Genomic DNA, 24532 nt, shown 5'->3' with positions numbered 1-24532 from the left:
GACGGCCGCCCGGTCACCCCTGGAGAAAACATGTCCAACCTTTCCCGTCGCCGCATCCTCTTCGGGGGCGCCGCGGTCGGCGCCGGCGCCCTCCTCACCGCCTGCACCAGCAACTCGCCGCAGGAGAACACCCAGGTCAACACCGACAACGAGGAGGCGAACCCGAACGCCGCCCCGGGTCAGAAGGTGGTCATCGGCTTCTCCGCGCCGGCCGCCGACCACGGCTGGATCGCCGCCATCACCAACAACGCCAAGGCCCAGGCCGCCGCGTACTCCGACGTGGAGCTGCGGGCCGTCGAGGCCGGCGCGGACGCCGCCACCCAGCGGGCCGCGCTGGCCACCCTGGTCGCGCAGAAGCCCAACGTGCTGGTGCTGCTGCCGCACGACGGCAAGGAGCTGAACGCCGCCGGCCTGGAGGCGATGCGGGCCGGCATCCCGGTGGTCAACCTGGACCGGGCGTTCCCGGACCGGGCCGCGTACCGGCTGCAGATCAAGGGTGACAACTTCGGCATGGGCATCGCGGCCGGCACCTACATCGGCGAGCAGCTCAAGGCCAAGGGCGTCGCCAACCCGATCATCGGCGAGATCCCCGGCATCGACTCGCTGGAGCTGACCCAGGAACGCTCGGCGGGCTTCGTCGAGGCGCTGAAGTCCTACGGCTTCAAGGTCGCCAACCGGCGGCCGGCGGACTTCACCGCCGACGGCGGCCAGCGGTCGGCGACCGACCTGCTGCAGGCGCTGCCGAAGATGGACGCGCTCTGGAACCACGACGACGACCAGGGCATCGGCGTGCTCGCCGCGATCAACCAGGCGGGCCGCAAGGAGTTCTTCATGGTCGGCGGCGCCGGCTCCAAGGCGGCCATCGACGCGATCACGGCCGACAACAGCGTGCTGAAGGCGACCGTGACCTACAGCCCGTCGATGGCGTCGTCGGCGATCTCGCTGGCCCGCTTGATCGGCCAGAACAAGGGCATGTCCGACCTGGTGGAGCTCCAGGTGCCCAAGGAGATCACGCTCGCCTCCGAGACGATCACCAAGGAGAACGCCGCGAAGTACGCCAAGCTCGGCTTCTGAGCGGGTCCGTCCACTTTGTTGTAGAAGGAGATCAGATGGGGCAGCTGCGGGTCGGCATGGTCGGTTACGCGTTCATGGGCGCCGCGCACTCTCAGGCATGGCGCACCGTGAACCGCGCCTTCGACCTGCCGCTGTCGGCACGGATGTCGGTCGTCTGCGGCCGCGACGAGGAGAAGGTCGCGGCCGCGGCGGCGAAGCTCGGCTGGGAGGGCCACGCCACCGACTGGCGGGCGGTCGTCGCACGCGACGACATCGACCTGGTCGACATCTGCACGCCGGGTGACACCCACCGGGAGATCGCGCTGGCCGCGCTGGCCGCCGGCAAGCACGTGCTGTGCGAGAAACCCCTGGCCAACACGGTGGCCGAGGCCCGGGAGATGGCCGCGGCCGCGGCCCAGGCCCGCTCCCGGGGGGTACGGGCGATGTGCGCGTTCAACTATCGCCGGGTGCCGGCGGTCGCGTTGATGCGCAAGCTGGTGGCGGACGGCCGGATCGGCACCATCCGCCACGTCCGCGCGGTCTACCTGCAGGACTGGATCGTCGACCCGGAGTTCCCGCTGGTCTGGCGGCTGCGCCGGGACGTGGCGGGCTCCGGCGCGCTGGGTGACATCGGCGCGCACATCGTCGACCTGACCCAGTACGTCACCGGTCAGTCGATCACCGGGGTCAGCGCGTTGACCGAGACCTTCGTCCGGGAGCGCCCGTTGCCCACCGCGGCCGCCGGGTTGTCGGCCGAGGGCAACGGCAGCACGGGCCGCGGGCCGGTCACCGTCGACGACGCCGCGCTGTTCCTGGCCCGGCTCGACGGGGGAGCGGTCGCCACGTACGAGGCGACCCGGTTCGCGACCGGCCGCAAGAACGGGCTGCGGGTGGAGCTGAACGGGTCGCTGGGCTCGCTGGTGTTCGACTTCGAGCGGATGAACGAGCTCGAGTTCTACGACGCCGCGCTGCCCACCACGGAGCAGGGGTTCAGCCGGATCCTGGTGACCGAGCCGGACCACCCCTACATGGCGGCGTGGTGGCCGGCGGGTCACCCGATCGGTTACGAGCACACGTTCACCCACGAGTTCCGCGACCTGATCGAGGCTATCGCCGCCGGTCAGGACCCGACGCCGTCGTTCGCCGACGCGCTGCAGGTGCAGCTCGTGCTGGACGCGGTGGAACGCTCGGCGGCCGCGTCCGCCTGGGTGGACGTGGAGACGGCGCTGGCAGCCGTCTGAGCCGTACCTCCGCCGCACGCCGCGAGGGACGAGCCGGTTGCGCCCCGGCTCGTCGGGCGTACGGCGGAGCGGCTGTCCGGCATCGACCGACCGGGTTCCCGGCCGATGCCGGACAGCCGCGGGACATCCGCACGTGTGATCGTCTCGTGCGTGTCCGAGTGTGCATTTGGTGAACAGATAACGCTCTCTTCGTGGGTGTGTCGACTTGCCCCGCGGAATGCCCGCAGGCTGGTCACGATGGGCGGTGGCATCGGCGTGGGCCGATGCCACCGCCCTTTGTGGATCATGTCTGTGCCGGTCACGGCGTCGCACGGCCGGTACGGCGCTGATCCGGCAGGCGGTCGAGTCTCGTATCCGAGGGCAGACAAACCCACGGATGGAGGCGTCATGGCACCCCGTCGGTCCGCCACGGCAGCGTCGGAAACCAGCGCCGAGATGGTCCATACTGGACGCTGCACGAACCGATGCACGTGCGAATGCACCGGTGACGCCCCGCTCCAGGAGGGATTCTGATGCGTCTGCGCCACCACTCGGGCCGGGTCGTCCACTTGAGCCACGGCACTCACGAGCGGGTCGCCCGGGATCTCCCGGCCGTCGTCGAGCACCTCGACGCGTATGCCGCCGTCCGTGACCGGCTGGCGGTGGACACCCTCGGGGTGAGCCTCTGGCTCCCGCCCACCCTCGCCGCCGCCCTCGCGATCGACGGTCGCTCCCGTACCCGGCTGCGTGCCGAGCTCGAAGCCCGCGGGCTCGAGGTCGTCACGCTGAGCGGAGTGCCGTACGCCGAGGGCGGCGACGAGGACCCCGGGATTTGCCCTGACTGGAGCGATCCGGCCCGGCTGGAATACACCCTGGACCTGGCCCGCATCCTGACCGACCTGCTGCCCGAGGACGCGGTGCGGGGCATGGTCACCACGACCGGCCTGGGCCCGCGGGAGGGCTGGGACGAGGCCAAGCAGAAGGCCGCCGCGCGGATCCTGTCGAAGCTCTCCGGCGGGCTCGCCGAGGTGGCGTGGCACACCGGCCGGGCGGTCCGGGTCGCCTTCCAGCCCGAGCCCGGCTCGGTGCTCGACGACGCCGAGTCGATCGTCGCGGCCTTCGGCCGGCTCGACCGCGACCGCCTCGGCGTCAGCCTCGACCTGGGCAGTCTCGCCTGCACCTGGGCGGAGCCGGCCGCGGCGCTGGACCGGCTGGCGGCCGCCGGCATCTCGATCATCCGGGTCCGGGTCGCCGCGGCACTCGAGGCCGCGGATCCGGTCGCGGCCGCGGAGGCGCTCCGGGGGTACGTCGAACCGGGTCACCCGCACCCGGTCACCAACCCCGCCGGCGCCTACATGGCGGACCTGGCGCAGGCGCTGGGCGACTTCCCGCCGGGGCCGTGGCGGGTGCGTTGCGACGTGCCGCTGCACGCCACGCCGGAGCCGCCGCTGACGGTCACCACGGAGGTCTGGCAGGTGGCCCTGCGGCATCTGCTGACCGGAGCCCATCCCGGCACCGAACACCTGGCCGTCGAGTCCGCCGCCGGGGGCGCCAGCGCCGATCTCGCGTACCTGAAGAGCGCCCTGGGTGAGCTCGGCCTGTCACCGCCCGCCGAGGCCTGCGCCGCACACTGATCGCGGGGCTTTCGCGGCCGCGGCCGCGGCTCTAGAGTCGGTGCAGGCACCGCCGCGACGGGCGGGCCGGGCGGGGAGGCGCAAACCCGGCCCGGCCGCGACGTCCCGTCCGGGCGGCGCCGACCGGCCCGTCACCCTGGCGCGGGCCACCGGAACCCCTTTTCGTGCAGCGAACAGGGAGATGACATGGCGCGACCCATCACGCTCTTCACCGGCCAGTGGGCCGACCTGCCGTTCGAGGAGGTCTGCCGGCTGGCCTCGGAATGGGGCTACGACGGCCTGGAGATCGCCTGCTGGGGTGACCACTTCGAGGTGGACCGGGCGCTGGCCGAGGACGACTACCTCGACCGCAAGCGCGAGCAGCTGGCCAAGCACAACCTGAAGGTCTTCGCGATCTCCAACCACCTGGTCGGCCAGGCGGTCTGCGACCACCCGATCGACGAGCGGCACCAGGACATCCTGCCCGCGGCGATCTGGGGCGACGGCGAGGCCGAGGGGGTACGGCAGCGGGCCGCCGAGCGGATGAAGGACACCGCCCGGGCCGCCGCGCGCCTCGGGGTGGACACCGTGATCGGCTTCACCGGCTCGTCGATCTGGCACACCGTGGCGATGTTCCCGCCGGTGCCGCCGGCCATGATCGAACGCGGCTACCAGGACTTCGCCGACCGCTGGAACCCGATCCTGGACGTCTTCGACGCCGAGGGCGTCCGGTTCGCCCACGAGGTGCACCCCAGCGAGATCGCGTACGACTACTGGACCACCCGCCGCACCCTCGACGCGATCGGGCACCGGCCGGCGTTCGGGCTGAACTGGGATCCGTCACACTTCGTCTGGCAGGACCTCGACCCGGTCAACTTCATCCTCGAGTTCGCCGACCGGATCTACCACGTCGACTGCAAGGACGCGAAGGTCCGCACCGGTGACGGCCGCCGCGGCCGGATGGCCTCCCACCTGCCCTGGGCCGACCTGCGCCGGGGCTGGGACTTCGTCTCGACCGGGCACGGCGACGTGCCCTGGGAAGACTGCTTCCGGGCGCTGAACGCGATCGGCTACGCCGGCCCGCTCTCCATCGAGTGGGAGGACGCCGGGATGGACCGCCTGGTCGGCGCCCCGGAGGCGCTCCAGTTCGTCCGCCGGCTGGCCTTCGACGCACCCAGCGCCGCCTTCGACGCGGCGTTCTCGTCCTCGTCCTGACACGGTAATGCCCGGCCCACCGTGGTGGGCCGGGCATTCTTGCCGGCGCCTCAGTACGTGGTGCCGGTGCCGTTCGACGCCGACGTGCCGGCGGTGGAGCTCGTCAGGGTGCTGTCGGAGGTGCCGGTGGTGCTGGCCGACTGCAGCTTCTCACCGAGCTTGGAGTGGTTGATCTTGTCCTTGCCCTCGGTGTAAAGCTTGTTGGCCTGCGCCTGGGCGACACCGGCGGCCTCCTGGACCGTCGGGTGCTCCCACACCTTCTTGGCGTTGGCCGTGATCTCTTCGTACTTCTCCCGGCCGGCACGACTGCCCAGGACGAAGCCCGCCGCGAGACCCGTGATGAACATGAGCTTTCCGCGCATGGCGGCTCCTTCCGTTCGGTGACGCTCGTGCGTCTGTCAGGTGCTTACCCATCCTGCCGCGCACTCATGCCCCCGGTCTGTGTTTCATCCGTGTTGCGCTCCGCCCGGCGCGCCGGGTCACCCGTTTTCGCCAGACCCCCGCGGTCATGTATTGTCGTTCCGGTCACCACGACGAGCCGCGCGAGCGGGGCGTTGGGGTGGTGGTTCGATCCCCTGTAGCTCAATTGGCAGAGCAGCCGGCTGTTAACCGGCAGGTTATTGGTTCGAGTCCAATCGGGGGAGCCTTTTCGCAGGTCAGGGGCCACTTCGGTGGTCCCTTTCTTGTACCAGCCACGGTTTTCCCCGGTTACTGGTTCCCATCGACATCCTCGGACACATCGCCTGACTGGCCGTGGTGATTACTGCAAACCCAGCTCGACCGCAACCGGGCTGGTGAACAGCTGTTCGGTGTTCGGTATTGACCGAACACCGAACAGCCGCGATGATGGCGTACATGGACACCGCAGCGCTCGTGATTGACGCGTTTGCCCAGATAGGGATCGACGCTCAGGTGCCCACAGGTACGTCCGACGTCGGTGCCGACGTGGTGCTCGACACCAGCGGAGTGCGCCTAGCACTTCAGTTGAAACGACGTGCCCTGGTGACTGACTCCGTCGCGGAGCAGGCCCTCCGGACGCATGCACCGCCGGCCGGCGCATTACTGATCGTCGCCGATCGGGTGACCGAGACGGCTCGCAGGATCCTGACCACACGACAGGCCGGCTATTACGATCTGCGGGGTCGGCTCGCTCTCCGTACTGATGGCATGGTGATCGATGCCGAAGTTGAGCCGCTCCAGGAGCGATCTCAGCGAACGAGTGCGCTGAGCGGAAAGGCTGGGCTGGAGGTTGCTTCCGCCGTCCTGATGCAGCCCGAACGTGGGACGGCAGTGCGTGAGCTGGCGCGTCAACTTGGGCGCTCGGCCAGCACAGTCTCCGAAGTCCTCTCCATGCTTCGCCGTGAGGAGCTAGTGGACGCCAACAATGCGGTTACGGATTCTCGCTTGTTCTGGCGTGTTGCCGATCGCTGGGCGACCCCGCGCACGTACCTCGCTCAGTTGCCCTCGCCGGGTGAAGGCCCTCTGCCCCAGGCGCTGCGTCTTGGACTGGTAGATGTTGAGCATGAACCCGGCTGGGCGCTGACGGACTCGGCTGCTGCGGCCGCATACGGTGCGCCGCTGGCGTTCCGGTCGGGGCAGGTGCTCGACTTCTATGTTCCCGATCAGGCGGTTCAGCATCGCGCCACGACGCTGCTTGGCGCCGCCGGTCGACCATCACAAGCTCGTGCAACTGTCAGGATCGCCCCGGTGCCCGCCGTTGTGCAGCGTCGTGTCGACCTTGACACGAACCCGATGGAGTGGGCGCTGGCGCACCCTCTGTTCGTCGCGCTCGATCTCGCGCAGGATGTCGGCCGCGGTCGAGAGATCCTCGACGCCTGGACGCCCGACGAACGGTGGAGCCGTGTCTGGTAAGCGCGTTACGTTCCTCGGCGACGCGATGATCACCGTCGTACAAGGAGTGATCAAGGTCCGGACACTGATCGGTCAACCTCCGGTGGTAGTCGGAGGCGTCGCCGTCTTGTCGCGGCTGTCGAATCCCTACCGCGCCACCGTTGACCTCGATGTGGTGGACCGACTGCTCGGCGAGGTACCTCAGCTTGAGGTGCTGCGTGCTGCCGACGGCGCCGAGCCGATTCAGCCCGCAGCCGTCCTCCTGACCACTCCGTACGGCGCGGTGAAGGTCGACGTCCTCGAGGTACGTCAAGTCGAGCTCGACATGCCCAGCGACGATCCCGGTGACCGTTTGCACGCCTCGGCTCACGCGTGGGCCAATGACACGGCCACCGACGTCACACTTGAGGTCGTGCGAGCAAACGGCGAGCGATTCGAAGTCACCACGCTCGTGGCAGAGCCGGGGCCGTTGGTGGCCATGAAGCTTCAGGCGGTGATGAACCGCTCGGTCGACAAGCAGGGACCGACCTGCTCGACATCGTTCGTCTAACCTCGATGAGGCCACCCGACCCGTGGCGCTCGACCAGATCAGCTCCGTTGATTCGTCGATTGCTGACGATATCGCGCTTCACGTGGATCTCTGGTTGGTGCGCCGTCGCGATCAGGCGCTGCGCTGGATCCACTCCGTTGGCGGCGGAGACATCGCATCGGACGATGTCGAACTGGTCTCCGAACTCCTTCTGGCGGCGTGCACCCGTCGCTGACCCGGTCGCCTCCGGCACGTTGTCCCGACATCTGCGAGTTGCAAGCTCACACTGCCGCGCGCCCTGTCCGGTCTTGCGGTCCTACGATCAGCGCTCCGTCACCGCGACCGGCGGCTTCGGCGTCTGCCGGTCCTGCGCGAAGTTGGTGGCATCGACCGTTGCGCTCACGATGGCGCACGTCGTTGCCGTGAGGGCGAGCCAGAATGCCGCCGTGCTCTTCCAGTCCTCGGCGATCTTCACGGTGACCATCTCGACGCCGTCGGCTCCGGCGATCAACCGACCGGGCCGACCGTTCGACACGTTCGGGTCGGGCTGGCGGCGCCACCCGAAGCGGGAGAAAAACTTCGCCCACGTGTGGTTGGACCGCCCGCAGCCGAAGATCAGGCCGTCCACAGGGCGGCTGCACTGCCCACCGGTCTGAGTGGTCACCCCGCACGTCGTCGGCGTCGTTGTGTCGAAGGTGAGGAAGCGATGCCCAAGCGAACCAGGTCGGCGGCGGCCCCACCCGCGACTGCACAGCGGAGCTCCAGGTTCAACGGGCGTCTTGGAGTGACCACCCTCTGAACCGGAGCTCCGCTGCTGTTACCTGTCCGACACGCTCTGACGAATCAGCCGAGGACGTCGATCTTGGCGCACGCTGAGGGTACGACGGCCAGCGGGGTGTGTGGCTTCTGCAGGCCGGTCTTGAGTACCCGGAACCGGTTTACCGGGATCTTGTTGAGGAAGACGTGGGGGTCGTCGGGCAGCAGTCCCGCGTACGGGTTCGTGGCGAAGCTCTGCGGGCTGACCGCGTAGAGGGCGAGCGCGCCGCCGGTGTCGCCGAGGTACATTCCGTAGCGTTGCAGGGCTTGGGCGATGGTGCGTTCGTAGGCGGTCAGTCTCAGGGTGCTGAGGTCCAGGGCGGGGTCGAGCTGGACCCTGGCGCCCTGCGGCATTGCGGCGGCCAGGGTCGATTTGCCGTCGCTGGCCGTTGCCGGGTTGACCGGTCCGCCGGATCGGGTGTACGGGTAGGCGAAGATGAGTGCGTGGTCGATGCGGCCGCTGCGCAGTTCGGCAGGCCAGATCATGCCGGCGAGTGGTGAGAATCCGGTGGCTCGGCTCGACAGGCCGGAGGGGTAGATGCCGGTTGTCGGCGTGGTGGTGACGTTGGCCCATGCGGCGGTCCAGCCGTCGGCGGTACGTTCGGCACCGTAGAGGTCGTATTCGCAGCTGGTGGCGGGGTCGATCACCGTCAGGTGGGCGTCTTCCATCGGGTCGGGAAGAGCGTTGTCCGGGATCGGGACGCCGCGCATGATGCGGTTGACGTCGTGAACGAAGGTGCGGTCGTAGTGCGCGCCCGGTGGCTGTCCGGCAATCCGGACGTCGTGGCGTGCTGTGTCCGGCTTAGCGAAGTAGGCCGGTACGGTCCATTCTTTGACCGACAGTACAAATCCCTTCTCCTTCTTGCTGCGGCCCAGCAGTTGTACGTAGGCCGCGGAGCGCGAGTCCAGCTGGGGGTTCACGGGGATGACCTGGTTGAACGGGCTCGTAGCGGCGTAGAGACGCCCACCGGCGAGGGGATCTGCTGCGGTCGCCAAGGTGGCGCTGCCGGTTGCCGCGGCGGCATCACGGGGCACCATGGTGACTGTGCTCGCCATTGCGAGCAGGGCCGCCAGCGCCGGGCGGTATTTGTGCAGCTTCCGACAACGCAATTCGATTCTCCCCCATTTGTACGGCCTCGTGTCGGCCGTGCATATGAGAGAGATTCATGGTCGGGTGGTGCGCGGCCGGGTCCACGCCCGTTGCCGTCCTGTTGCAGTGGACGCCGTCGATCCGGGGCGGAACGGGTTTGCGTGCGCGGGGTGAGCCTGCATGCTCAGCTGGGCCGAATCACCGCGGCATCCTCCGTCACCCGTCCGTGAAGGCGCGTTGGACGACGGTGACGTTGATCGTCCGTAAGCGTGGCCTACCCGTACCCCGGTCGGGTGGGCCGGCGGGATTTCCGTGTCGCCTTTCCTCGGAATGCAATTGAATCGAACCGTTCCGCGAGTCAAGCGGTTCACTCAATACAAATGAGAATGATTCAGTAAGCGCGAGGGCATCTTGGGTAACGAAATCACCGTGCGTGACGCCGTTGTTCGGACACATTCGGGCCGCGGGCGGCTCGGCGTTTACGTCGACACGGTGGTCGACGTAAACCATGGGGACGAGGTCGGCGCCGTGCGGACCAACGGTGCCAGCCTGGCGTTTCTGTCCTTCGTCTGCGAGGTCGGATCAGGTTTTGCCGGCCTGACGATATTTGCCAGGCAGTCGAGCGACGCCGGCGCCGATTTCCGGCTTCCCGGCAGTCCTGCTGTCGCTGACCTGCCTTACTATTCAGCAGTGTCGCCCAGGGCCTTGGCGGTCAACGCCCTCGCGACCGCCCGCGCAATGTGGCGGCATCTCGACAATATCGATCACGTTTGGGTTTTCGGGCCGCATCCCTATGGACTCCTGCTCGTCGTCCTTGCGGCTGTCCGACGCCGGAGGGTGACGCTCGGCGTTCGGCAGGAAACCCTTGCCTATTTCGCGAGCCGAATGAAGCAGGGAGCCCGCCGCGCCGGACTCCCGCTCGCAGTGAGGTTGCTGGACGCATCCTGGCGGCTGCTGTCGCGGAAGCTGGCGACGACGGTCGTCGGTGCAGGCATCGAGAAAGCCTACGGAGGACCGCGGGCCGGTCTGTATCAGATGAGCATTTCGCTGGTCCGGCGCCGCGATCTCAGGCCGGCCGGCCCACGGCGTGAGCTGACCGGTCCGATCGAGCTCCTGGCCGTGGGCCGGCTGGCACCGGAGAAGAATCCGATGCTGCTGCTCGACGCGCTCGCGATGTTGCACGCTCGTTGTCCTGATCGATTCCGGCTCACCTGGGTAGGGGATGGCGAGTTGCGGTGTGCAGTCCGCGAGCGGGTGGCTGAGCTCGGAATCGGGAATGTCGTCTCGCTTCCGGGATTTGTGCCGATCGGCCAGGAGCTGATGGAGTACTACCGTCGCTCGGATCTGTTCGTCCTTGCTTCGGTCACCGAAGCTTTGCCGCAGGTTCTCTTCGAGGCCCAAGCGAACGCCGTCCCGATCGTGGCGACCGACGTCGGCGGGGTCGGCACGGTGCTCGACAACGGCCGGGCCGGCATTCTGGTGCCGTCAGGCGATCCGGCTGCGCTTGCCGAATCGATCGACCGACTGGTCGCCGACGGCGACCGTGTGTTCGCAATGGTGAAGCGAGGGCGGGAACTCGCGGAGATGCGAACCCTCGAGGAGACCTCCGCTTCGGCGGCTGCCTTCCTCGCGGCCGGCACCCGACAGGGGGCCGAGGCATGAGCGCCGTCACGCGTGAGAACCCCCGGGTAGCGGTAGTCATTCCGTGCTACAACGACGGCCGTTTTCTTCTTGAGACCCTCGAGTCGGTGCGGGAACAGGAGCAATGCGAGACCGTCGTCGTGGACGACGGCTCGACTGACGGGCGAACGCTCGGCATTCTGGCTGATTTACGTGAAGCCGGTGTCCGAATCGTCACACAGCCGAACCAGGGACTGTCGGCTGCGCGGATGGCCGGCGTCACGCATACGAGTGCGCGATACGTCCATCCGCTCGACTCTGACGACCGACTCGCGCCGGGAGCGCTGAAGCACCTCGCGGACGTTTTGGACGCGCAGCCACAAGCGGACCTTGCCTGGGGGGACTACGCCTGCTTCGGCGCTTTCAGCTGCCGTGTACCGGGTGCTCGTAGCCTGGACCCGTGGCGGATAACGTACATCAACGAGGTTGTCGGCACCACCATGATCCGGCGCAGCGCGCTGACCGCAGTGGGCGGCTGGGACATGGGCTCCGGGTTCGAAGACTGGGACCTGTGGATGAAGCTCGCCGAGGTCGGCGCGCAGGGCGTATACGTCCCCGCAGTGACCTTGCATTACCGCCAGCACGAAACCTCGAGGATGTATCGGGAAAGTCTTGGCCGCGTCGATCGATTGCGTGCCCAACTGCGCAGCCGCAGACACCGCCTTTTTGCCGAGCGAGCGTCGAATTGGCGCCATTCTCCGTCATCGTGGGGGGTCAAGGCGATGTTTCCCGTCGTCGGCATCATGCCCGGCCTCCCGGAACGCCGGCGACACCAGTGCTACGCCCTCATTCGCGACATATTCGAACCCGAGATGAGTTCGGAACTCTTCTGGGGCCCCCGTGCGCGATTCCGGCGGTGGCGTCGCCGATCAGCGGCCGCCCCAGCGTGACCTACGATGGGGGCTCTTCGCCGTAGCCATGGGGATGCGTCGATGGCCAGGGTCATTGCGTTTTAGGGTTGCCGCTGGTCACGGCGGTGATCAGGTCGTGGGGGCGGCGGTTGGCGCGTCGGGTGGCGCGGGCGATGTTGGTGTCGCCGCTGGCTCGGTGGAATCCGATCGCGGTGTTACGTAGGGTGGCCATGACGGCGGGTCCGTTGCCGGTCCGAGCTTGATGTGAATCTTCACGGAACGTGACGTCTCGGACGTGATGGACGAGGTTTTCGATCAGCCATTCGCGGCGGATCCAGTCTTGCAGGTCGACCAGGTGTGCTTGGTCGGCGGGCAGCGTGATGGTCAGGTAGGCGGTTTCGCGGCTGGTCTTGCCGCTGGTGAGCTTGGTGCGGGTCCGGGTGATCCGGATGGCTTGTTTGGCGTGCGGGAAGCCAATTCCGCCGGGAGTGTGCAAGGTGACGGCTTTGACGGTCCGGGTTTCACGGCGGCCGTGTCTGCGGTCGCGGGTCTGGTGCCCGATGGGGATTTGTGCCCAGGGCAGCGTGGTGAGCTGGGCGAACAGGGTGGGCTGGTTGCCCTTGACCGGGATCAGCAGGTGCGCGCCCCGGGCGGCGATGTCGTTAGCGTGGTTGACCTGGGTATGGAGTGCGTCGGCGACGAAGATTCGGTCTTTCAGGCTGCCCAGGACCTGTTCGATGGCGTCGAGTAGTGGGGTGAACGCCGGGATTTCGTTGGATTTCGCGTTGACGGTGACCTGTGCCAGGACGATGCCGGTGCTGGTGTCCAGTGCGGACAGCAGATGCACTTGGGTGCCGTCGGCCCGGCGGGCGCCCCGCACGGTTTTGCCGTCGATGGCGATGACCTGCCGGTAGCGCGGTCGCCGGGGTTTGTCCGCCGGCTGGGTCCGGGAGCGGAGCCAGCTCGCGAGGATCGTGGACACAGGTCGGCGTCCAAGCGGACCAGTAGCCGCCACATCGTGCTGGTGGCGGGGACGCCGCGAATGAAGCCGAGTCGGGCTCGGGCGATGTCGTCGAGATCGTGCAGCCAGTCCGCGATCGCGGTGACCGAGGACGCGCCGGCCATCACGGCGCACACCGCGACGCTCAGGAGTCCGGCAAGTGGGTAGCGCAGCCCGCGCGGGCTGCGGGGATCCGGCACCGCTGACAACGCGTGCAGCAGCCCAGCCTGTTCACTGTCGGTTATCGGCCGGGGTGGTGTGTGGGTGGGGGTGGTGACTGCGGACAGTGCCGGGATCGGGCATGCTGACATCGCGGGTGAGGTCCTCGAAGGTGGTCTGGGAGCGTGAAGAACTCCATGATCACCTAAGTGATCTCACCCGCCCCGACCGCCTCCACAAAGGCTAGTCACCCTACATAACCCCAGCTCAAGCCATTGCCTGACGAACACGCAATGGCCCTGCGTCGATGGCCGGGGCGATCCGCCCGTCAGCGGCCCGCGGGAACGGCAGGGCTGTCACCGCCGGGCGCAGCCGGCCCAGGTCGACCTCGCGGTGGTCGATCGCGTCGGACCGTCGACCCGGTCCGGCGACGGACCAGGCGTTGCAGCTGCTGGCCCGCCGACCCGCCGACGTGTCACCCGACCCGGCCAACGTCCGTGGTCGCAGCGCCGGCGGGCCGATCTCGGTCGCGAACCTCGCTCAACGTCGCAGAGCTGCGGTTGGTGGCCGTTCGCGCCAGGTGGGCGAGAGCACCGAAAGACGGCCCGAACCGAGCACAACCGGCGAGGAAGCCGGCGCCCCACGCAAGGTGCATGACGGCGAAGATCGCGGGCAACAGGGCGCTGTCGACAGGAGGCCGGCCGCGACTCACCTCACGACCGGCGATCATGACCGCGGCCGCGATCCAAACGGCGGTGCCGGCCCGCGGCAGCCAACTGTAGGGTCCGGGCAGGAAGGCCAAGGCGGTGATGAGCGTGAACGCCGGTGGCAGGACATGTGACGGTCGCATGCTCGTGGGATGGCGACGACAGGTCTTGGCCCGGTACTGCCCATAACGCCAATACTGGCGGGCAAGTGAAGACAGGCTGTCTCGTGGGGTGTACGCCGCAGCCATCTCTGGAAGGCACACGATGCGGCCGCCCGCCGCCCGCACGCGCGCCGCAAGTTCACCGTCCTCATTGACCAGCCAGCCTTCGTCCCACCCATTGAGGTTCTCCAGGGTTCTCCGGCGCATGATGCCGGTGAACCCGCTGTCGACGTCCCTTTCCGGGCCGAGGCGCCGGAATACGGCACCGCCGATCCCCATCGGTGTGTTGAGTGCCATGGCCACGCGCCTGGACCATCGGCCGACGCCGGTCGCGAGCGCCGGTCCGCTCACCCACTCGACGTCCCCGGCTTTGAGGCGGGTCAACCCGGCGGCCAGGTAGCCCGCCGGATAGAGCGTGTGCGCATCCATCCGTGCGACATAGCTGCCCTGGGCCGCGCGCAAGCCGATGTTGAGCGCGATCGGAATCTGCCGTGCCGGGTTGTCCAGGATCCTGATCCTGGGATCCCGGGCCGAGACGTTTCCCACTATTTCCCGGGTTCCGTCGGTGGACCCCCCGTCGATCACCAGGATCTCGAGCCCGGCGGACACCTCCTGGTCACACATCATCGCCAGTGTGGTCCCGATATGTGACGCCTCGTTGAAGACGGGCACCAGCACCGATACCGCTGGAGTGCCACTGCTCTGAGGCATGTCATCCTTTCCGTTCATGCAACGACCGCACCAGATGTGCGATGTCGGACGAGCGCGGCAACAGCGAACGGTATTGCATGCCGAGGGTCCGGTGGACGAGGCCCAGTGCGACGATTCCGCAGATCAGGTAGGAGACCGCGGATGCCATAGCCGCGCCGGTCGCGCCGAACGGCGGAATCATCACCACGTACAAGACGATCGCGACTGCGAATCCGACACTGTGGGCAATCGACTCCAGGATCGGCCGCTGTTGGGCGATCAGTGCGGTACCGAAGATGTTCAACGCCATCAGCCCGAAGGCGCCGAAGGCCAGAATCCGGAGGTCGAGCACGGAGTCCGAAAATTCCGGACCGAAGATGACGACACAGAGGATCGGTGCGGCCAGCACTGTGCCACCAACGATGATCAGTACGAGGACGGCGCAGACGCGAAATATGCGAGCCGACTGACGACCGGCGTCCTCGGCCGAGGCCCGCAGCAGGTCTGGTCGGAAGGTCACGCTCACCGCCCGGGACAGGTGCACGATGGCGTCGAACCATGCCACGGCGACGCTGTAGGTGCCCAGCTCGCGGGCGCCGGCGTAGGCGCCGAGCAGCCAGGTGTCGAGGCGGTAGGTACCGGTCAACATGACACCGCCGAGATGGCTGCGCAGTCCGAATCCGAGTATCTGCCGGAGGAGCCGAGCCGGAGGAATCGCGAATCCGGACGCACGGCCGACGTGGGCTACGACCAACCCGGCGGAGACGGCGAGACCGATGACCCAGTCCATGATGGCGACGCGGATCGTCAGGCCGCCCAACACCGCAAAACCCACGTTGAGGGCAAGGGTCGTCAACGGCGCGCTGATCCATCCGAGGCTGGCCATCGCCAGGCCGTACGAGGCGCGGGCGAGGTTCAGGAAGTTGATTTGCAGGATCGAGATCGGGATCGCGCTGACCGCGATCATGACGTCGGTATCGGTGAATTGGATTCCCGGGGTCGGGACGGCCCACAAAACAATCCAGGCCGCTGTCGCGCCGAGCGTGCCCAGCACGCCGGCGAGCACCACACCGGCACCGGCGAGAGCCGGCCGCCTCTCCGGAAGCGCTCCGCTGATATTGATCATGGCTTCGTATGCGCTCAGGCTGGCCAGGAACGCGACCATACCCGCGACGCTCGTGAGAAAGGCAACCTCACCGCGGCCACTGGCGCCCAACATGCGCGCGGTCAGCACCACGTTCGCCAGACCACCCGCAGACGCGACGAGGTACGACCCGTAGGTCTGAATCGTCGCGCGGAACATCGGCGGCCGGCGGTCCGCGGGCAAGACCTGGGTGTCTTTCATGATGCGACGCATGATCCCGCGAGCGGCGTCATTTCTGCCCGGTGTCCGCGGCGCGATGCTGTCTCGACCCGCGCCAGCGACAGGAGGACCGGTCCGATGGCCAGCAAGAGCCACAGCCGGTAGTCCCGCGCCATGGTGAGAAATACGGCCGAGCCGAGCATCGAGATGACGGAGACTGCCACGCTGCGGCTCAACGCCGCCAGGTCGTGACGACCGGCCGTGGTGAAGTCGCGACCGGCACGCAGCGAACACCAGATGCAGAACACGACAATCGTCAGGAACAGCACGAGGCCGATCGCGCCGCTGTCCACCCAGAGTTGCAAGTAGGTGTTGTGGGCCGCCAGCGGCTGTTCTGCCAGGACGGAGGCGTTCTGCACCTCGCCGATCTCCAGCGCGACGGCCGGTTTATGAACCTGGAAGTGGGCCATTCCCAGACCCACGATCGGACTTTCCAGCGTCAGGTGGAGCGCTGCCCGCCACAGATCCGTCCGGCCGGACCCACCGTCGCTGGAGACCACCAGCCGCTGCCACGCCGCCGGGAAGCAGTAGAACCACAATGCGGCCGATGCGGCTAAGCACACCGTAGCCGCAAGGACCCGTCCCATCACCTGCCTGAAGATCACCAAAGCCGCGATCAAGGCGACGCCCGCCGAGATCACCACCATGCGCGACGCTGTTCCGGCCGCGGCCAGCGCCAGCGCCAGCGTCGCCGCCGCAATTGTCAACCGGATCCAGGCACGGCGGACCGCACACGCCAGACCGAACGCCAGGATCGTCGCGGCCACGAGTCCGGCACCCAACACGTTGGGGTCTCCGGCGGCCCCGGAGACGCGGTTGTCCGTGCTGGTCAGCGGGTCTGCGGAGGCGGAAGCCGTGGAGCGCAGGGCAATCATGCCAGTCGCGGCCGCCAGCGTCGCGGACGCGACGAATGTGGCTACCAGGAGCAGGAGGCGTCTGGTGGAGGTGATGCGGGTCAGCACCAGAGCGAAGACCGTCAGCGATATCACCCACGGCCAGTACTCCCGCGCGACGGCTGCCGGGTCGGCCGCCCACAGCATCGTCGCACCGAACCATGAGTACATAGCGACGACGAGGGCGTTCAGCCACCGGAACTCATAGATCCGTTCGCCCGTGTCCGATCGGCGCCGGATCGCGTCGAAGACATACGCGGCGACGCACAGTACGAAGCCCGCTTTCAACAGTGCGTTACCGGCTGCGCTGTAGGGTACGAACACGGCCGGCAGCCAGCAAAGCAGGCCCGCAGTCGGATTGAGGAAGCAGCAGGTTGCCAGGGCCACCGCGCCCAGTGCAACGACCGCAATCCGCTCATCGAACCCGATCAACGCCCCGAGGGCCACCGCCGAGCAGATCACGGCGGAAACCAAGGACCAGCCGTGGAGCTGCGCACACCGCCTGCGGAGTGCCGCTGTCACTTGCCCCAGCCATCGCAGTCCGGCACGCACGCCGGCACCCGCAGCACCTCGTCGGGCCTGGTTCTGCGAGTTCTGGCCCATGCTGCGGCGATGGCGAGGCAGAGTCCGAGGATTGCCGACAGCCCGATCTTGTACTGGGCGGGCAGCCCGGCCGGGGAACTCGGTGGGCTTGCGGGCTGAGCCATCGACAGCGAGGGATCACCGGTTCGGACGATCAGTGCAAGCCGTGCCCCGGTGGCCGAACTCGGTGTGGTCGTCGTGCCTGCGGGCAGGTCCTTGCGCAGGGCGAGCAGGGCGGCCGCCCGTTTCTTGATCTCCGAGTTTCTCGTCGCGAGGGCGCTTTCCACGAACGTCGTCGCCAAACGGGCGGCGGCAGAAGGCGAATCGGCCTGCGCCTTCACCTCGACGACATAGCTCTGTCCCAATGGCTCGAGAACGACGCTTCGATCGACGGATGCCGGGCTCCAGGGGGCGCCCAGTTCGGCGGCGGTAGCAGCTGCGGCCGCCGGCGTGTCGAGCAGCGCGACGGCTGTCTGTAGCGATCGGGCGGGTTCGACGGACTCGCTGACCAGGCCCAATCCCGGCACGTCGGCATCCGCCGGTACGGGTGCGACCAGGATGTGTGCGGAGGCCTCCCATTTCGGCGGCACGACAAATACATAGCCAGCCGTGGCGGCGACACATGCCGTAACGACGACGGCAACGAATTTCCAGTTGCGGACGATGCCGTCCAGCGCCGGTGCCGACGCCGGCGACTCTTGTCTCGTATCAGCGCGGCCTCGAATCGCCGTGCTCGGTTTGTCCTTGAGTTGGGGATTAATCACCGGGGCGCGCCTACTCGACTAGGTTCGGAGGGGACGGGAGTCGTCTGGGTGGGCAGCGTGCAGAGGCCACCTGGGAAGGCCAATTCCCGATATGCGCCGGCGTTCTGCCACTGACGATCGAATACCAAGGTTCGGACAGTCTCCAGCAGAATGACGCAGTCGACTGAGAATGAACGATGCTTTATGTAGAAGAGGTCGTAGCAGACCTTCAATGCGGATTCACCTTCAGCGCCGGCGTAACCGCCACGTACTTGGGCCCAGCCGGTCAGGCCCGGCCGCACCAGATGCCGGATGTCATAGAAGGGAATGGCCTGCCGTAGGCGTTCGGCCAGGGCCGGTTGTTCTGGTCGTGGACCGACGATGCTCATGTCGCCACGCAGCACGTTGACGATCTGCGGTAGTTCGTCGAGGTGGGTGCGGCGGGTGAACCGCCCGATCCAGGTGACCCGAGGATCTGTCCGGGACGACCACTGCTCGCGCTGGTCTGTGGAGCGCATGGAACGCAGTTTCAGAATTTCGAAAGGCCGGCCGCGCTCGCCGACCCGGATCTGCCGGTAGAAGATGGGCCCGCCGTCCAGTTTCACGAGGATGACGAGGAGAAGGAGTACGGGTACGGCGATGAGGCCCGCCACAAGACTGACGACCACGTCGAAGACTCGTTTGCTCCGGGGGGTTCCCTGGCGATAGCTCGGGTGTAACACCGATTCGAGCCAGCGCGGCTCGATCGCCGCCAGCGGCGACAGCCCGAACGTGTCCTCGCAGAACGAGGCCAGTTCCAGAACCCGGACCTTCAGGTCGAGACAGTCGGCGGAGAACAATTCGAAGACCGAGCGACGGGCCTCTTCCGAAGAGACGAGAAGGAGGTCGATCCCGCTCCTGTTGATGATGGCGGGCAATTCACTTTCCGGCCCCAGATGGTAATCGTTTCTCTGGAGCGGATCTGCTGAGCGCTCACCGACATATCCGACGATATGGCCGGCGGACGCCCGAACTGCCAGTTCTTTGGCCAGCGTCGTGACCAGTTCAGAGTTGCCGAGGAGTGCAATCCGGACCGCCTTGCGTTTCGGCTGCCGACGGAAGGACAGCAAGACTATGCCCAGGCTGCCGAGCAGGCAGACCACCGCCAGCTTGTGCGACGGATCGGGTACCCGTTGCGTGAAGAAGTCCGAGGCTAGCGTCATCAACAGGATCATCAGTGGTGCGATTGCCGGCACCAGCCGCTTCGCCAGCGGAAGAAAATGGGCGAAGGGGCGACCGCAGCGAATGATCAAAATGGATGCGCACATGGCCGCCGTGACGGCTGGGGCCTGGTACCAAGTCAATGACTCGGTAGCGGCGGCAAGCCCGATCGTGGCGACCGAGACGAGCGGTGCAATTCCGATGCCTCCCACGTCCAGTGCGCTACGGAATCGTTCTCGCACAGTGGCGTACTCCTGGTTCCGGTTCTTGGGCACGGCTCGATCAATGACTTGCGAGCCTGGCGAGGTGGCTTGGATCGGACGTCGTTCGCATTGACTCTCCCGTGACCACGGCTATGCGAGGCGGATCCGAATTTGAGGGGATCGTGCAGGGTCATGTGTGGCGAGAGCGCTGAGCTTCAAGCCAGGTCAGGAAGCATCTGCGATCTGCATTCGAACCACTTGAGGGAATCTTCCACCCCGTCGGCCAGGGACCTTTTCGGCCGCCATTGCAGCATCCGGGCGGCCCGGTCGATGCGGGTGAAAGCCCCGCCGTTGTCGCCGGCCCGCCGGGGCCCTACGACCACATTCACCGGCTGACGCGTGACGCGCTCGAAGGCTTTGACCAATTCCTTCACCGTCGTGCCGTCGCCGGTGCCGAGATTGATGACCGAATAGCCGCCCGCGTCCGGCACCGCCCGATCGTAGTTGCGCACCGCGGCGGTGTGCGCGGTAGCCAGATCCCACACGTGGATGTAGTCCCTGATCGCGGAACCGTCGCGGGTCGCATAGTCGTCCCCGGTTACGGTGAACGGCTCGCCGCGCTGGTGCGCCTCGATGAGCTTGCCCAGGACGTGGCTGGGATGTCGCAGGTGCGGCCCTGAGCGCATCTTCGGATCGGCGCCGATGGGGTTGAAGTACCGCAGCGACAGCACCCGGATGGCCTGCGTGTGGGCGATGTCCTGCAACATCATCTCGACGACGGCCTTGGTCCTCGCGTACGGGCTGAGCGGTTCGACATCGGACGTCTCGTCGACGGTGCCGTCGGTTGCCGCCCGGTAGAGGGCAGCGGACGACGAGAAAATGAGCCGGTGACAGCCGTTTGCGATCAGCGATTCGACGAACACCAATGTCTTGGTGACATTCTCCCGGTAGTATTCCATCGGCCTGGATACCGATTCCGGCACCGCGATGAGGGCTGCTGCGTGCAGGGCGACATCGATGTCCGGGTGGTCGCGAAAGACTCGCTCGACCGCCTGAGGATCGCCGATGTCGCCGAAGTAGAAGTCGCGATCCTTGACAAACTCGGAACGGCCTGTGGAAAGGTTGTCCAAAATGATCGGAATAATGTTCTGATCTACGCAGGCAGAAGCAACGGTGCTGCCGATATAGCCAGCGCCGCCTGCTATCAAGACCTTCATGTGTGCGACCCAATCATGCGCTGTAGCGACCGCGGTCGATGGTGAGCCGGTGCGTGGGCCCGCCTCTCGTGCCGATCCCATACGGAATGGCTGCCCAGATGGAGGCAGCATAATCACTGTCAAGGTCTGGCTGTGCAGAATTGTGGACCGTTTCCAGGTTTAACTCGAAAGGGATACGCTTTCCGGGTGAATTATTTCGAATCCGAACAACGCGGCGATGATCCGATCAGGTGAATCCGATCAAACCGCCACTCCGGACGCGCGGGCGTGTTATGCCCGGCGTGTGCCGGGTGCGTCGCTCCTCGGCGCCGACGGGATTCATTTCTTCGCCTGCCCGGCGCCCGCACCACCGTTAGGCTGAGGTCTGCGTTGTTTGTCCTTCAGTGAGGTGTGCCCGTGTCGCAGCCCGTATCGGTGGACGTCGTCATCGTCGGCGGCGGACTCGCCGGACTCGCCGCTGCCCGGCGGCTGGACCGCGCCGGGGTGAACTGGCTGCTGGTCGAGGCGGCCGACCGGATCGGCGGCCGGGTGGCCACCGACGTGGTGGACGGCTGGCGGCTCGACCGCGGCTTCCAGGTGCTGAACACGGCGTACCCGCGGGTCCCCGCGCTGGTCGACCTTGACGCCCTGGACCTGCGCTACTTCACCTCCGGCGTGCTGGTGCGCCGCGGCTCGGGGCTGCACCGCCTGGAGAACCCGCTGCGCGAGCCCCGCTCGGCGGCCCGCACCCTGACCTCCGGCGTCGGCTCGCTGGCCGACCGCCTCAAGTTCGCGGCGCTGGCGACCCGCTACGCGACCCTGCCGGCGGGGCGGCTGCTGGACGCGCCGGAGATGACGACCCAGGAGGCGTTGCGCCGCGCCGGCCTGTCGCACCGGATGATCGAGGAGGTGCTGCGGCCGTTCCTGTCCGGGGTCTTCGCCGACCGCGCCCTCGACACGTCCAGCCACGTGCTGGCGATGGTGCTGCGCTCGTTCGCCCGGGGCCGGATCGGCGTGCCGGCGAACGGGATGGCCGCACTGCCGGCCGCGGTGGCGGGCCCGTTGCCGTACCCGCAGTTGCTGGTCGGGGCCAAGACGCTGTCGGTCGGTCCGGGCGTGGTGGTGACGGACGGCGGCGAGCTGCGCTGCCGCGCGGTGATCGTGGCGACAGACCCGACGACCGCGGTGTCGCTGCTGCCGCAGCTGCCGGCGCCGGACATGCGCGGCCTGACGACGTACTACTTCGGCGCCGACCACGCCCCGATCGACGAGCCGACCCTGCTGCTGGACGGCGACCGCCGCGAGATCGTGGCGAACACGGTAGTGATGTCCAACGCGGCCCCCGAGTACGCCCCGGCCGGCAAGTCACTGATCGCGGCCTCGTCGGTGGGCGTCTCGGCCCCGTCCGGCGCCTCCGAGGCGGTGATCCGGGTGGAACTGGCCCGGATGTACGGCGTACCGACCGACGACTGGGAGCTGCTGACCGTGGTGACGATCCCGCACGCGCTGCCCGCGGCGAACGTCCCGCAGGCGCGGCTGCGCAAGCCGGTGGCGCTGGGCGACGGCCTGTTCGTGGCGGGGGACCACCGGGACAGCCCGTCGATCCAGGGCGCCCTGGCCAGCGGCTGGCGCACCGCCGGCGAGGTCCTGCTTTCGCTCGGCGCCGCAGCTAATTCGCCGGCAGCCTGACCCCCAGCGCCGGCAGCCCCTCGGCGCCGGCGTCGGCGACCAGCACGGCACCGTCGTCCGCGCCGGGCTCGCCGAGCCCGCCGCGGCCACTCGTGACGACCAACCGCGAACCGGCCAGGCACACGCTGGTCGGCTGCCGAGCCGGGACGGGCACGATGCGGTCGAGCTGCCCGTCGGGCCGGTACCGCCGCACGGCGCCGCCACCGAAGAGCGCCACCCACAGGAAGCCGTCGGCGTCGACGGTGAGCCCGTCCGGTGCCCCCTCGGCAGCGTCGAACCGCAGGAAGGGCCGGCGCCCGCCGAGCTCCCCGGTCGCCGGGTCGACATCAAACACGTCGACGTGACCCAGCGGGGTGTCGGAGAGAAACATGGTCCGTCCGTCCGGCGTGAACGCCGGCCCGTTGCCGATCGTCAGTCCACGAAGCACGATCCGCACCCGCCCGTCCGGATCGAGCCGGTAGAGCGCACCGCCCCCCGGCGACTGATCACAGGCCATGCTGCCGGCCCAGAGCCGCCCGGCGGGATCGGCGACGGCGTCGTTCATCCGCCAGTCCCGCCCGGTCACCGGGGTGGCGGCGGCGAACTGCTCAACCCCGCCGGGCGCCAGCAGCCAGAAGCCGGTCCCGGCCGCGGCGAGCCAGGTGCCGGGCGCATCCCGTACGGGGGCCACAGCGGCGAGCGGCACAGGGGTCGACGCGAGCAGCGTGAGAGCCTGCGGTCCGCAGCCGCGGGGCACCGGCGTACCGAAAAGCCGCCCGGCCGGAATGTCGACCAGAACAACCTGGTCACCCACCCAGCGGCCACCCTCACCGAGCTCGAGCCGATCGGGGGAGAGCACGCGAACATCGGTCATACCCGGCACATCCCCGGCGGTCCGCGCCCCGAAACAGCCGGTGATCCGGAAAAATGTCCGAAACCGCGCGCGCGACGAAGATCGGTAGCTCGGACATGAGCAGCCAGGATAGGATCGCCGCCGGTACGGGGCGGTAGCTCAGTGGGTTAGAGCAGGGGACTCATAATCCCTCGGTCGCGGGTTCGAGTCCCGCCCGCCCCACCTTGATCTTTCATGCGAACGGGCGGTCTGAGTGCGGGCATTCCGCACCGTCGGCGGAACGGATTCGGCGCGAGCTGAGCACTCACGCGGTGCTGGCGTGTTTGCTTGTGGCGGCCCTCGGTTTGTCAAGCCCCGGGTTTGATGGAGAGTTGGTTAGCTGGTTTTCAGGGATGCGGTGACCGGTTGGGTCATCGCGTGTAGTTGCTCGTGTTCGGCGGGTGGGACGTGCCCGAGTTCGCCGTGCAGGCGCCGGTTGTTGTACCAGTCGATGTACTCGACGGTGGCCATCTCCAGGTCGTCGAGCCCACGCCATGGGCCCTTGTTACGGACGAGTTCGGTCTTGAACAAGGAGTTGAACGCCTCGGCCATCGCGTTGTCGAACGAGTCGCCCTTCGAGCCGACCGAGGCGACAGCGCCGGCCTCGGCGAGCCGCTGGGTGTAGCGGATCGCTCGATATTGGACGCCCCGGTCGGAATGGTGGACGAGTTTGCGCAGGTCAGCACCGTGGTTCTGACGGCGCCAGATAGCCATCTTCAACGCGTCGAGGGCCAGATCGGTGTAGAGGCTCGTCGACACCTGCCAGCCGACGATCAGCCGGGAGAACACGTCCAGCACGAACGCGGCATACACCCAGCCCACGCTGGTACGCACGTAGGTCAGGTCGGCGACCCACAGCTGGTTCGGCCCGGCCGCGGTGAAGTCCCGTTTGACCAGGTCACGAGGCCGATCGGTCTCGGCCGCCGGCCTGGTGGTCCGCGGCGACTTGTCCCGCAGCAGCCCACGCAGCCCAGCCTGGCGCATCAACCGTTCGACCGTGCAGCGGGCCACCCGCACGCCGCGACGGTGCAGCTCGTGCCAGATCTTGCGGGCCCCGTAGACGCCGTTCTTCGGTTTCTTGAAGGCGACGACCACGGTGTCGGCCTCGCCTTCGTAGCCCAGGTCGGTCAGAGTGCGCAGGTCGTCGCGGAGCTGGG

The 24532-nt window shown here is 67.7% G+C and carries 22 protein-coding genes, 2 tRNA genes and 1 pseudogene; 12 read left to right on the top strand and 13 right to left on the bottom strand.

Going from position 1 to position 24532, the window contains the following annotated elements; all coding sequences use genetic code 11:
• Positions 1–30: 30 nt before the first annotated feature.
• The 4 genes from ACIBQZ_RS26725 to ACIBQZ_RS26710 all read left to right on the top strand — a co-directional run bounded on the left by ACIBQZ_RS26725 (position 31) and on the right by ACIBQZ_RS26710 (position 5101).
• Entirely contained in the window at positions 31–1074 is a 1044-nt protein-coding gene (locus ACIBQZ_RS26725) for a substrate-binding domain-containing protein (protein WP_396091528.1), read from the top strand.
• A gap of 35 nt (positions 1075–1109) precedes the next feature.
• A complete protein-coding gene (locus ACIBQZ_RS26720) occupies positions 1110–2294 on the top strand; it encodes a Gfo/Idh/MocA family protein (protein WP_396091527.1) in 1185 nt (394 codons plus the stop codon).
• Positions 2295–2806: 512 nt separating this feature from the next.
• A complete protein-coding gene (locus ACIBQZ_RS26715) occupies positions 2807–3907 on the top strand; it encodes a xylose isomerase (protein WP_396091526.1) in 1101 nt (366 codons plus the stop codon).
• 186 nt (positions 3908–4093) lie between these two features.
• Positions 4094–5101 (top strand): sugar phosphate isomerase/epimerase family protein, encoded by a 1008-nt coding sequence (locus tag ACIBQZ_RS26710; RefSeq protein ID WP_396091525.1) that lies wholly within the window; start codon positions 4094–4096, stop codon positions 5099–5101.
• A gap of 50 nt (positions 5102–5151) precedes the next feature.
• On the opposite strand, the gene ACIBQZ_RS26705 is transcribed toward ACIBQZ_RS26710, so the two are convergent.
• Entirely contained in the window at positions 5152–5463 is a 312-nt protein-coding gene (locus ACIBQZ_RS26705; RefSeq protein ID WP_396091524.1) for a hypothetical protein, read from the bottom strand.
• Between the two features lie 209 nt (positions 5464–5672).
• Here ACIBQZ_RS26705 and ACIBQZ_RS26700 point away from each other — a divergent pair.
• The 4 genes from ACIBQZ_RS26700 to ACIBQZ_RS26685 all read left to right on the top strand — a co-directional run bounded on the left by ACIBQZ_RS26700 (position 5673) and on the right by ACIBQZ_RS26685 (position 7716).
• Positions 5673–5745, top strand: a tRNA-Asn gene (locus ACIBQZ_RS26700).
• Positions 5746–5956: 211 nt separating this feature from the next.
• A complete protein-coding gene (locus tag ACIBQZ_RS26695; RefSeq protein WP_396091523.1) occupies positions 5957–6973 on the top strand; it encodes a hypothetical protein in 1017 nt (338 codons plus the stop codon).
• Positions 6963–7502 carry a hypothetical protein gene (locus ACIBQZ_RS26690; RefSeq protein WP_396091522.1) on the top strand — a complete coding sequence of 180 codons (540 nt, stop codon included), beginning with the start codon at positions 6963–6965 and terminating at the stop codon, positions 7500–7502. Before ACIBQZ_RS26695 ends, ACIBQZ_RS26690 begins: the two co-directional genes overlap by 11 nt.
• Positions 7503–7524: 22 nt before the next feature.
• Positions 7525–7716, top strand: coding sequence for a hypothetical protein (locus ACIBQZ_RS26685; protein WP_396091521.1), 192 nt, complete (start codon positions 7525–7527; stop codon positions 7714–7716).
• A gap of 87 nt (positions 7717–7803) precedes the next feature.
• On the opposite strand, the gene ACIBQZ_RS26680 is transcribed toward ACIBQZ_RS26685, so the two are convergent.
• Positions 7804–8109, bottom strand: a complete 306-nt coding sequence (locus ACIBQZ_RS26680; protein WP_396091520.1) for a hypothetical protein — start codon at positions 8107–8109, stop codon at positions 7804–7806.
• 215 nt (positions 8110–8324) lie between these two features.
• Positions 8325–9353 carry a hypothetical protein gene (locus tag ACIBQZ_RS26675; protein WP_396091519.1) on the bottom strand — a complete coding sequence of 343 codons (1029 nt, stop codon included), beginning with the start codon at positions 9351–9353 and terminating at the stop codon, positions 8325–8327.
• A gap of 445 nt (positions 9354–9798) precedes the next feature.
• Here ACIBQZ_RS26675 and ACIBQZ_RS26670 point away from each other — a divergent pair, with 445 nt between their 5' ends.
• Both ACIBQZ_RS26670 and ACIBQZ_RS26665 read left to right on the top strand, forming a co-directional pair.
• Positions 9799–11049, top strand: coding sequence for a glycosyltransferase (locus tag ACIBQZ_RS26670; RefSeq protein ID WP_396091518.1), 1251 nt, complete (start codon positions 9799–9801; stop codon positions 11047–11049).
• A complete protein-coding gene (locus tag ACIBQZ_RS26665) occupies positions 11046–11957 on the top strand; it encodes a glycosyltransferase family 2 protein (protein ID WP_396091517.1) in 912 nt (303 codons plus the stop codon). Before ACIBQZ_RS26670 ends, ACIBQZ_RS26665 begins: the two co-directional genes overlap by 4 nt.
• 52 nt (positions 11958–12009) lie before the next feature.
• On the opposite strand, the gene ACIBQZ_RS26660 is transcribed toward ACIBQZ_RS26665, so the two are convergent.
• From ACIBQZ_RS26660 to galE, 8 genes and pseudogenes are all read right to left on the bottom strand, one after another.
• Positions 12010–12900 (bottom strand): ISAs1 family transposase, encoded by an 891-nt coding sequence (locus ACIBQZ_RS26660; protein ID WP_396091516.1) that lies wholly within the window; start codon positions 12898–12900, stop codon positions 12010–12012.
• Between the two features lie 62 nt (positions 12901–12962).
• Positions 12963–13229: pseudogene (locus ACIBQZ_RS26655) on the bottom strand (transposase family protein); the annotation flags it as partial.
• Positions 13230–13552: 323 nt separating this feature from the next.
• Positions 13553–14674, bottom strand: a complete 1122-nt coding sequence (locus ACIBQZ_RS26650; protein ID WP_396091515.1) for a glycosyltransferase family 2 protein — start codon at positions 14672–14674, stop codon at positions 13553–13555.
• On the bottom strand, positions 14658–15980 hold the full coding sequence (locus ACIBQZ_RS26645) for a polysaccharide biosynthesis C-terminal domain-containing protein (protein WP_396091514.1): 1323 nt from the start codon (positions 15978–15980) through the stop codon (positions 14658–14660). Before ACIBQZ_RS26645 ends, ACIBQZ_RS26650 begins: the two co-directional genes overlap by 17 nt.
• Positions 15977–17365, bottom strand: a complete 1389-nt coding sequence (locus ACIBQZ_RS26640) for an O-antigen ligase family protein (RefSeq protein ID WP_396091513.1) — start codon at positions 17363–17365, stop codon at positions 15977–15979. Before ACIBQZ_RS26640 ends, ACIBQZ_RS26645 begins: the two co-directional genes overlap by 4 nt.
• 44 nt (positions 17366–17409) lie before the next feature.
• Positions 17410–18237: a Wzz/FepE/Etk N-terminal domain-containing protein gene (locus ACIBQZ_RS26635; RefSeq protein WP_396091512.1), complete on the bottom strand. Its 828-nt coding sequence runs from the start codon at positions 18235–18237 to the stop codon at positions 17410–17412.
• Positions 18234–19691: an exopolysaccharide biosynthesis polyprenyl glycosylphosphotransferase gene (locus ACIBQZ_RS26630; protein ID WP_396091511.1), complete on the bottom strand. Its 1458-nt coding sequence runs from the start codon at positions 19689–19691 to the stop codon at positions 18234–18236. Before ACIBQZ_RS26630 ends, ACIBQZ_RS26635 begins: the two co-directional genes overlap by 4 nt.
• A 143-nt stretch (positions 19692–19834) precedes the next feature.
• Positions 19835–20836, bottom strand: coding sequence for a UDP-glucose 4-epimerase GalE (gene galE / locus ACIBQZ_RS26625; protein WP_396091510.1), 1002 nt, complete (start codon positions 20834–20836; stop codon positions 19835–19837).
• Positions 20837–21232: 396 nt separating this feature from the next.
• On the opposite strand from galE, the gene ACIBQZ_RS26620 reads away from it, so the two are divergent.
• Positions 21233–22504 carry an NAD(P)/FAD-dependent oxidoreductase gene (locus tag ACIBQZ_RS26620; protein ID WP_396091509.1) on the top strand — a complete coding sequence of 424 codons (1272 nt, stop codon included), beginning with the start codon at positions 21233–21235 and terminating at the stop codon, positions 22502–22504.
• On the opposite strand, the gene ACIBQZ_RS26615 is transcribed toward ACIBQZ_RS26620, so the two are convergent.
• On the bottom strand, positions 22485–23357 hold the full coding sequence (locus ACIBQZ_RS26615; protein ID WP_396091508.1) for an SMP-30/gluconolactonase/LRE family protein: 873 nt from the start codon (positions 23355–23357) through the stop codon (positions 22485–22487). The genes ACIBQZ_RS26620 and ACIBQZ_RS26615 overlap by 20 nt on opposite strands.
• Before the next feature lie 127 nt (positions 23358–23484).
• On the opposite strand from ACIBQZ_RS26615, the gene ACIBQZ_RS26610 reads away from it, so the two are divergent.
• Positions 23485–23558: transfer RNA gene (locus ACIBQZ_RS26610), tRNA-Ile, on the top strand.
• A 153-nt stretch (positions 23559–23711) separates the two neighbouring features.
• On the opposite strand, the gene ACIBQZ_RS26605 is transcribed toward ACIBQZ_RS26610, so the two are convergent.
• A partial coding sequence (locus ACIBQZ_RS26605) for an IS3 family transposase (RefSeq protein ID WP_396091507.1) occupies positions 23712–24532 on the bottom strand: 821 nt, incomplete at its 5' end.

Source organism: Actinoplanes sp. NPDC049599, from assembly GCF_044465625.1.
GTDB lineage: Bacteria > Actinomycetota > Actinomycetes > Mycobacteriales > Micromonosporaceae > Actinoplanes.
Note: the sequence above shows the minus strand (reverse complement) of the source record. Positions and strands in the feature narration are given on the sequence as shown.

Bases quoted from the DNA above. Each gene is read 5' to 3' on its own strand.
- ACIBQZ_RS26725 (WP_396091528.1), top strand. From the start codon at position 31: ATGTCCAACCTTTCCCGTCGCCGCATCCTCTTCGGGGGCGCCGCGGTC.
- ACIBQZ_RS26720 (WP_396091527.1), top strand. From the start codon at position 1,110: ATGGGGCAGCTGCGGGTCGGCATGGTCGGTTACGCGTTCATGGGCGCC.
- ACIBQZ_RS26715 (WP_396091526.1), top strand. From the start codon at position 2,807: ATGCGTCTGCGCCACCACTCGGGCCGGGTCGTCCACTTGAGCCACGGC.
- ACIBQZ_RS26710 (WP_396091525.1), top strand. From the start codon at position 4,094: ATGGCGCGACCCATCACGCTCTTCACCGGCCAGTGGGCCGACCTGCCG.
- ACIBQZ_RS26705 (WP_396091524.1), bottom strand. From the start codon at position 5,463: ATGCGCGGAAAGCTCATGTTCATCACGGGTCTCGCGGCGGGCTTCGTC.
- ACIBQZ_RS26695 (WP_396091523.1), top strand. From the start codon at position 5,957: ATGGACACCGCAGCGCTCGTGATTGACGCGTTTGCCCAGATAGGGATC.
- ACIBQZ_RS26675 (WP_396091519.1), bottom strand. From the start codon at position 9,353: ATGGCGAGCACAGTCACCATGGTGCCCCGTGATGCCGCCGCGGCAACC.
- ACIBQZ_RS26665 (WP_396091517.1), top strand. From the start codon at position 11,046: ATGAGCGCCGTCACGCGTGAGAACCCCCGGGTAGCGGTAGTCATTCCG.
- ACIBQZ_RS26650 (WP_396091515.1), bottom strand. From the start codon at position 14,674: ATGAACGGAAAGGATGACATGCCTCAGAGCAGTGGCACTCCAGCGGTA.
- ACIBQZ_RS26645 (WP_396091514.1), bottom strand. From the start codon at position 15,980: ATGAAAGACACCCAGGTCTTGCCCGCGGACCGCCGGCCGCCGATGTTC.
- galE (WP_396091510.1), bottom strand. From the start codon at position 20,836: ATGAAGGTCTTGATAGCAGGCGGCGCTGGCTATATCGGCAGCACCGTT.
- ACIBQZ_RS26615 (WP_396091508.1), bottom strand. From the start codon at position 23,357: ATGACCGATGTTCGCGTGCTCTCCCCCGATCGGCTCGAGCTCGGTGAG.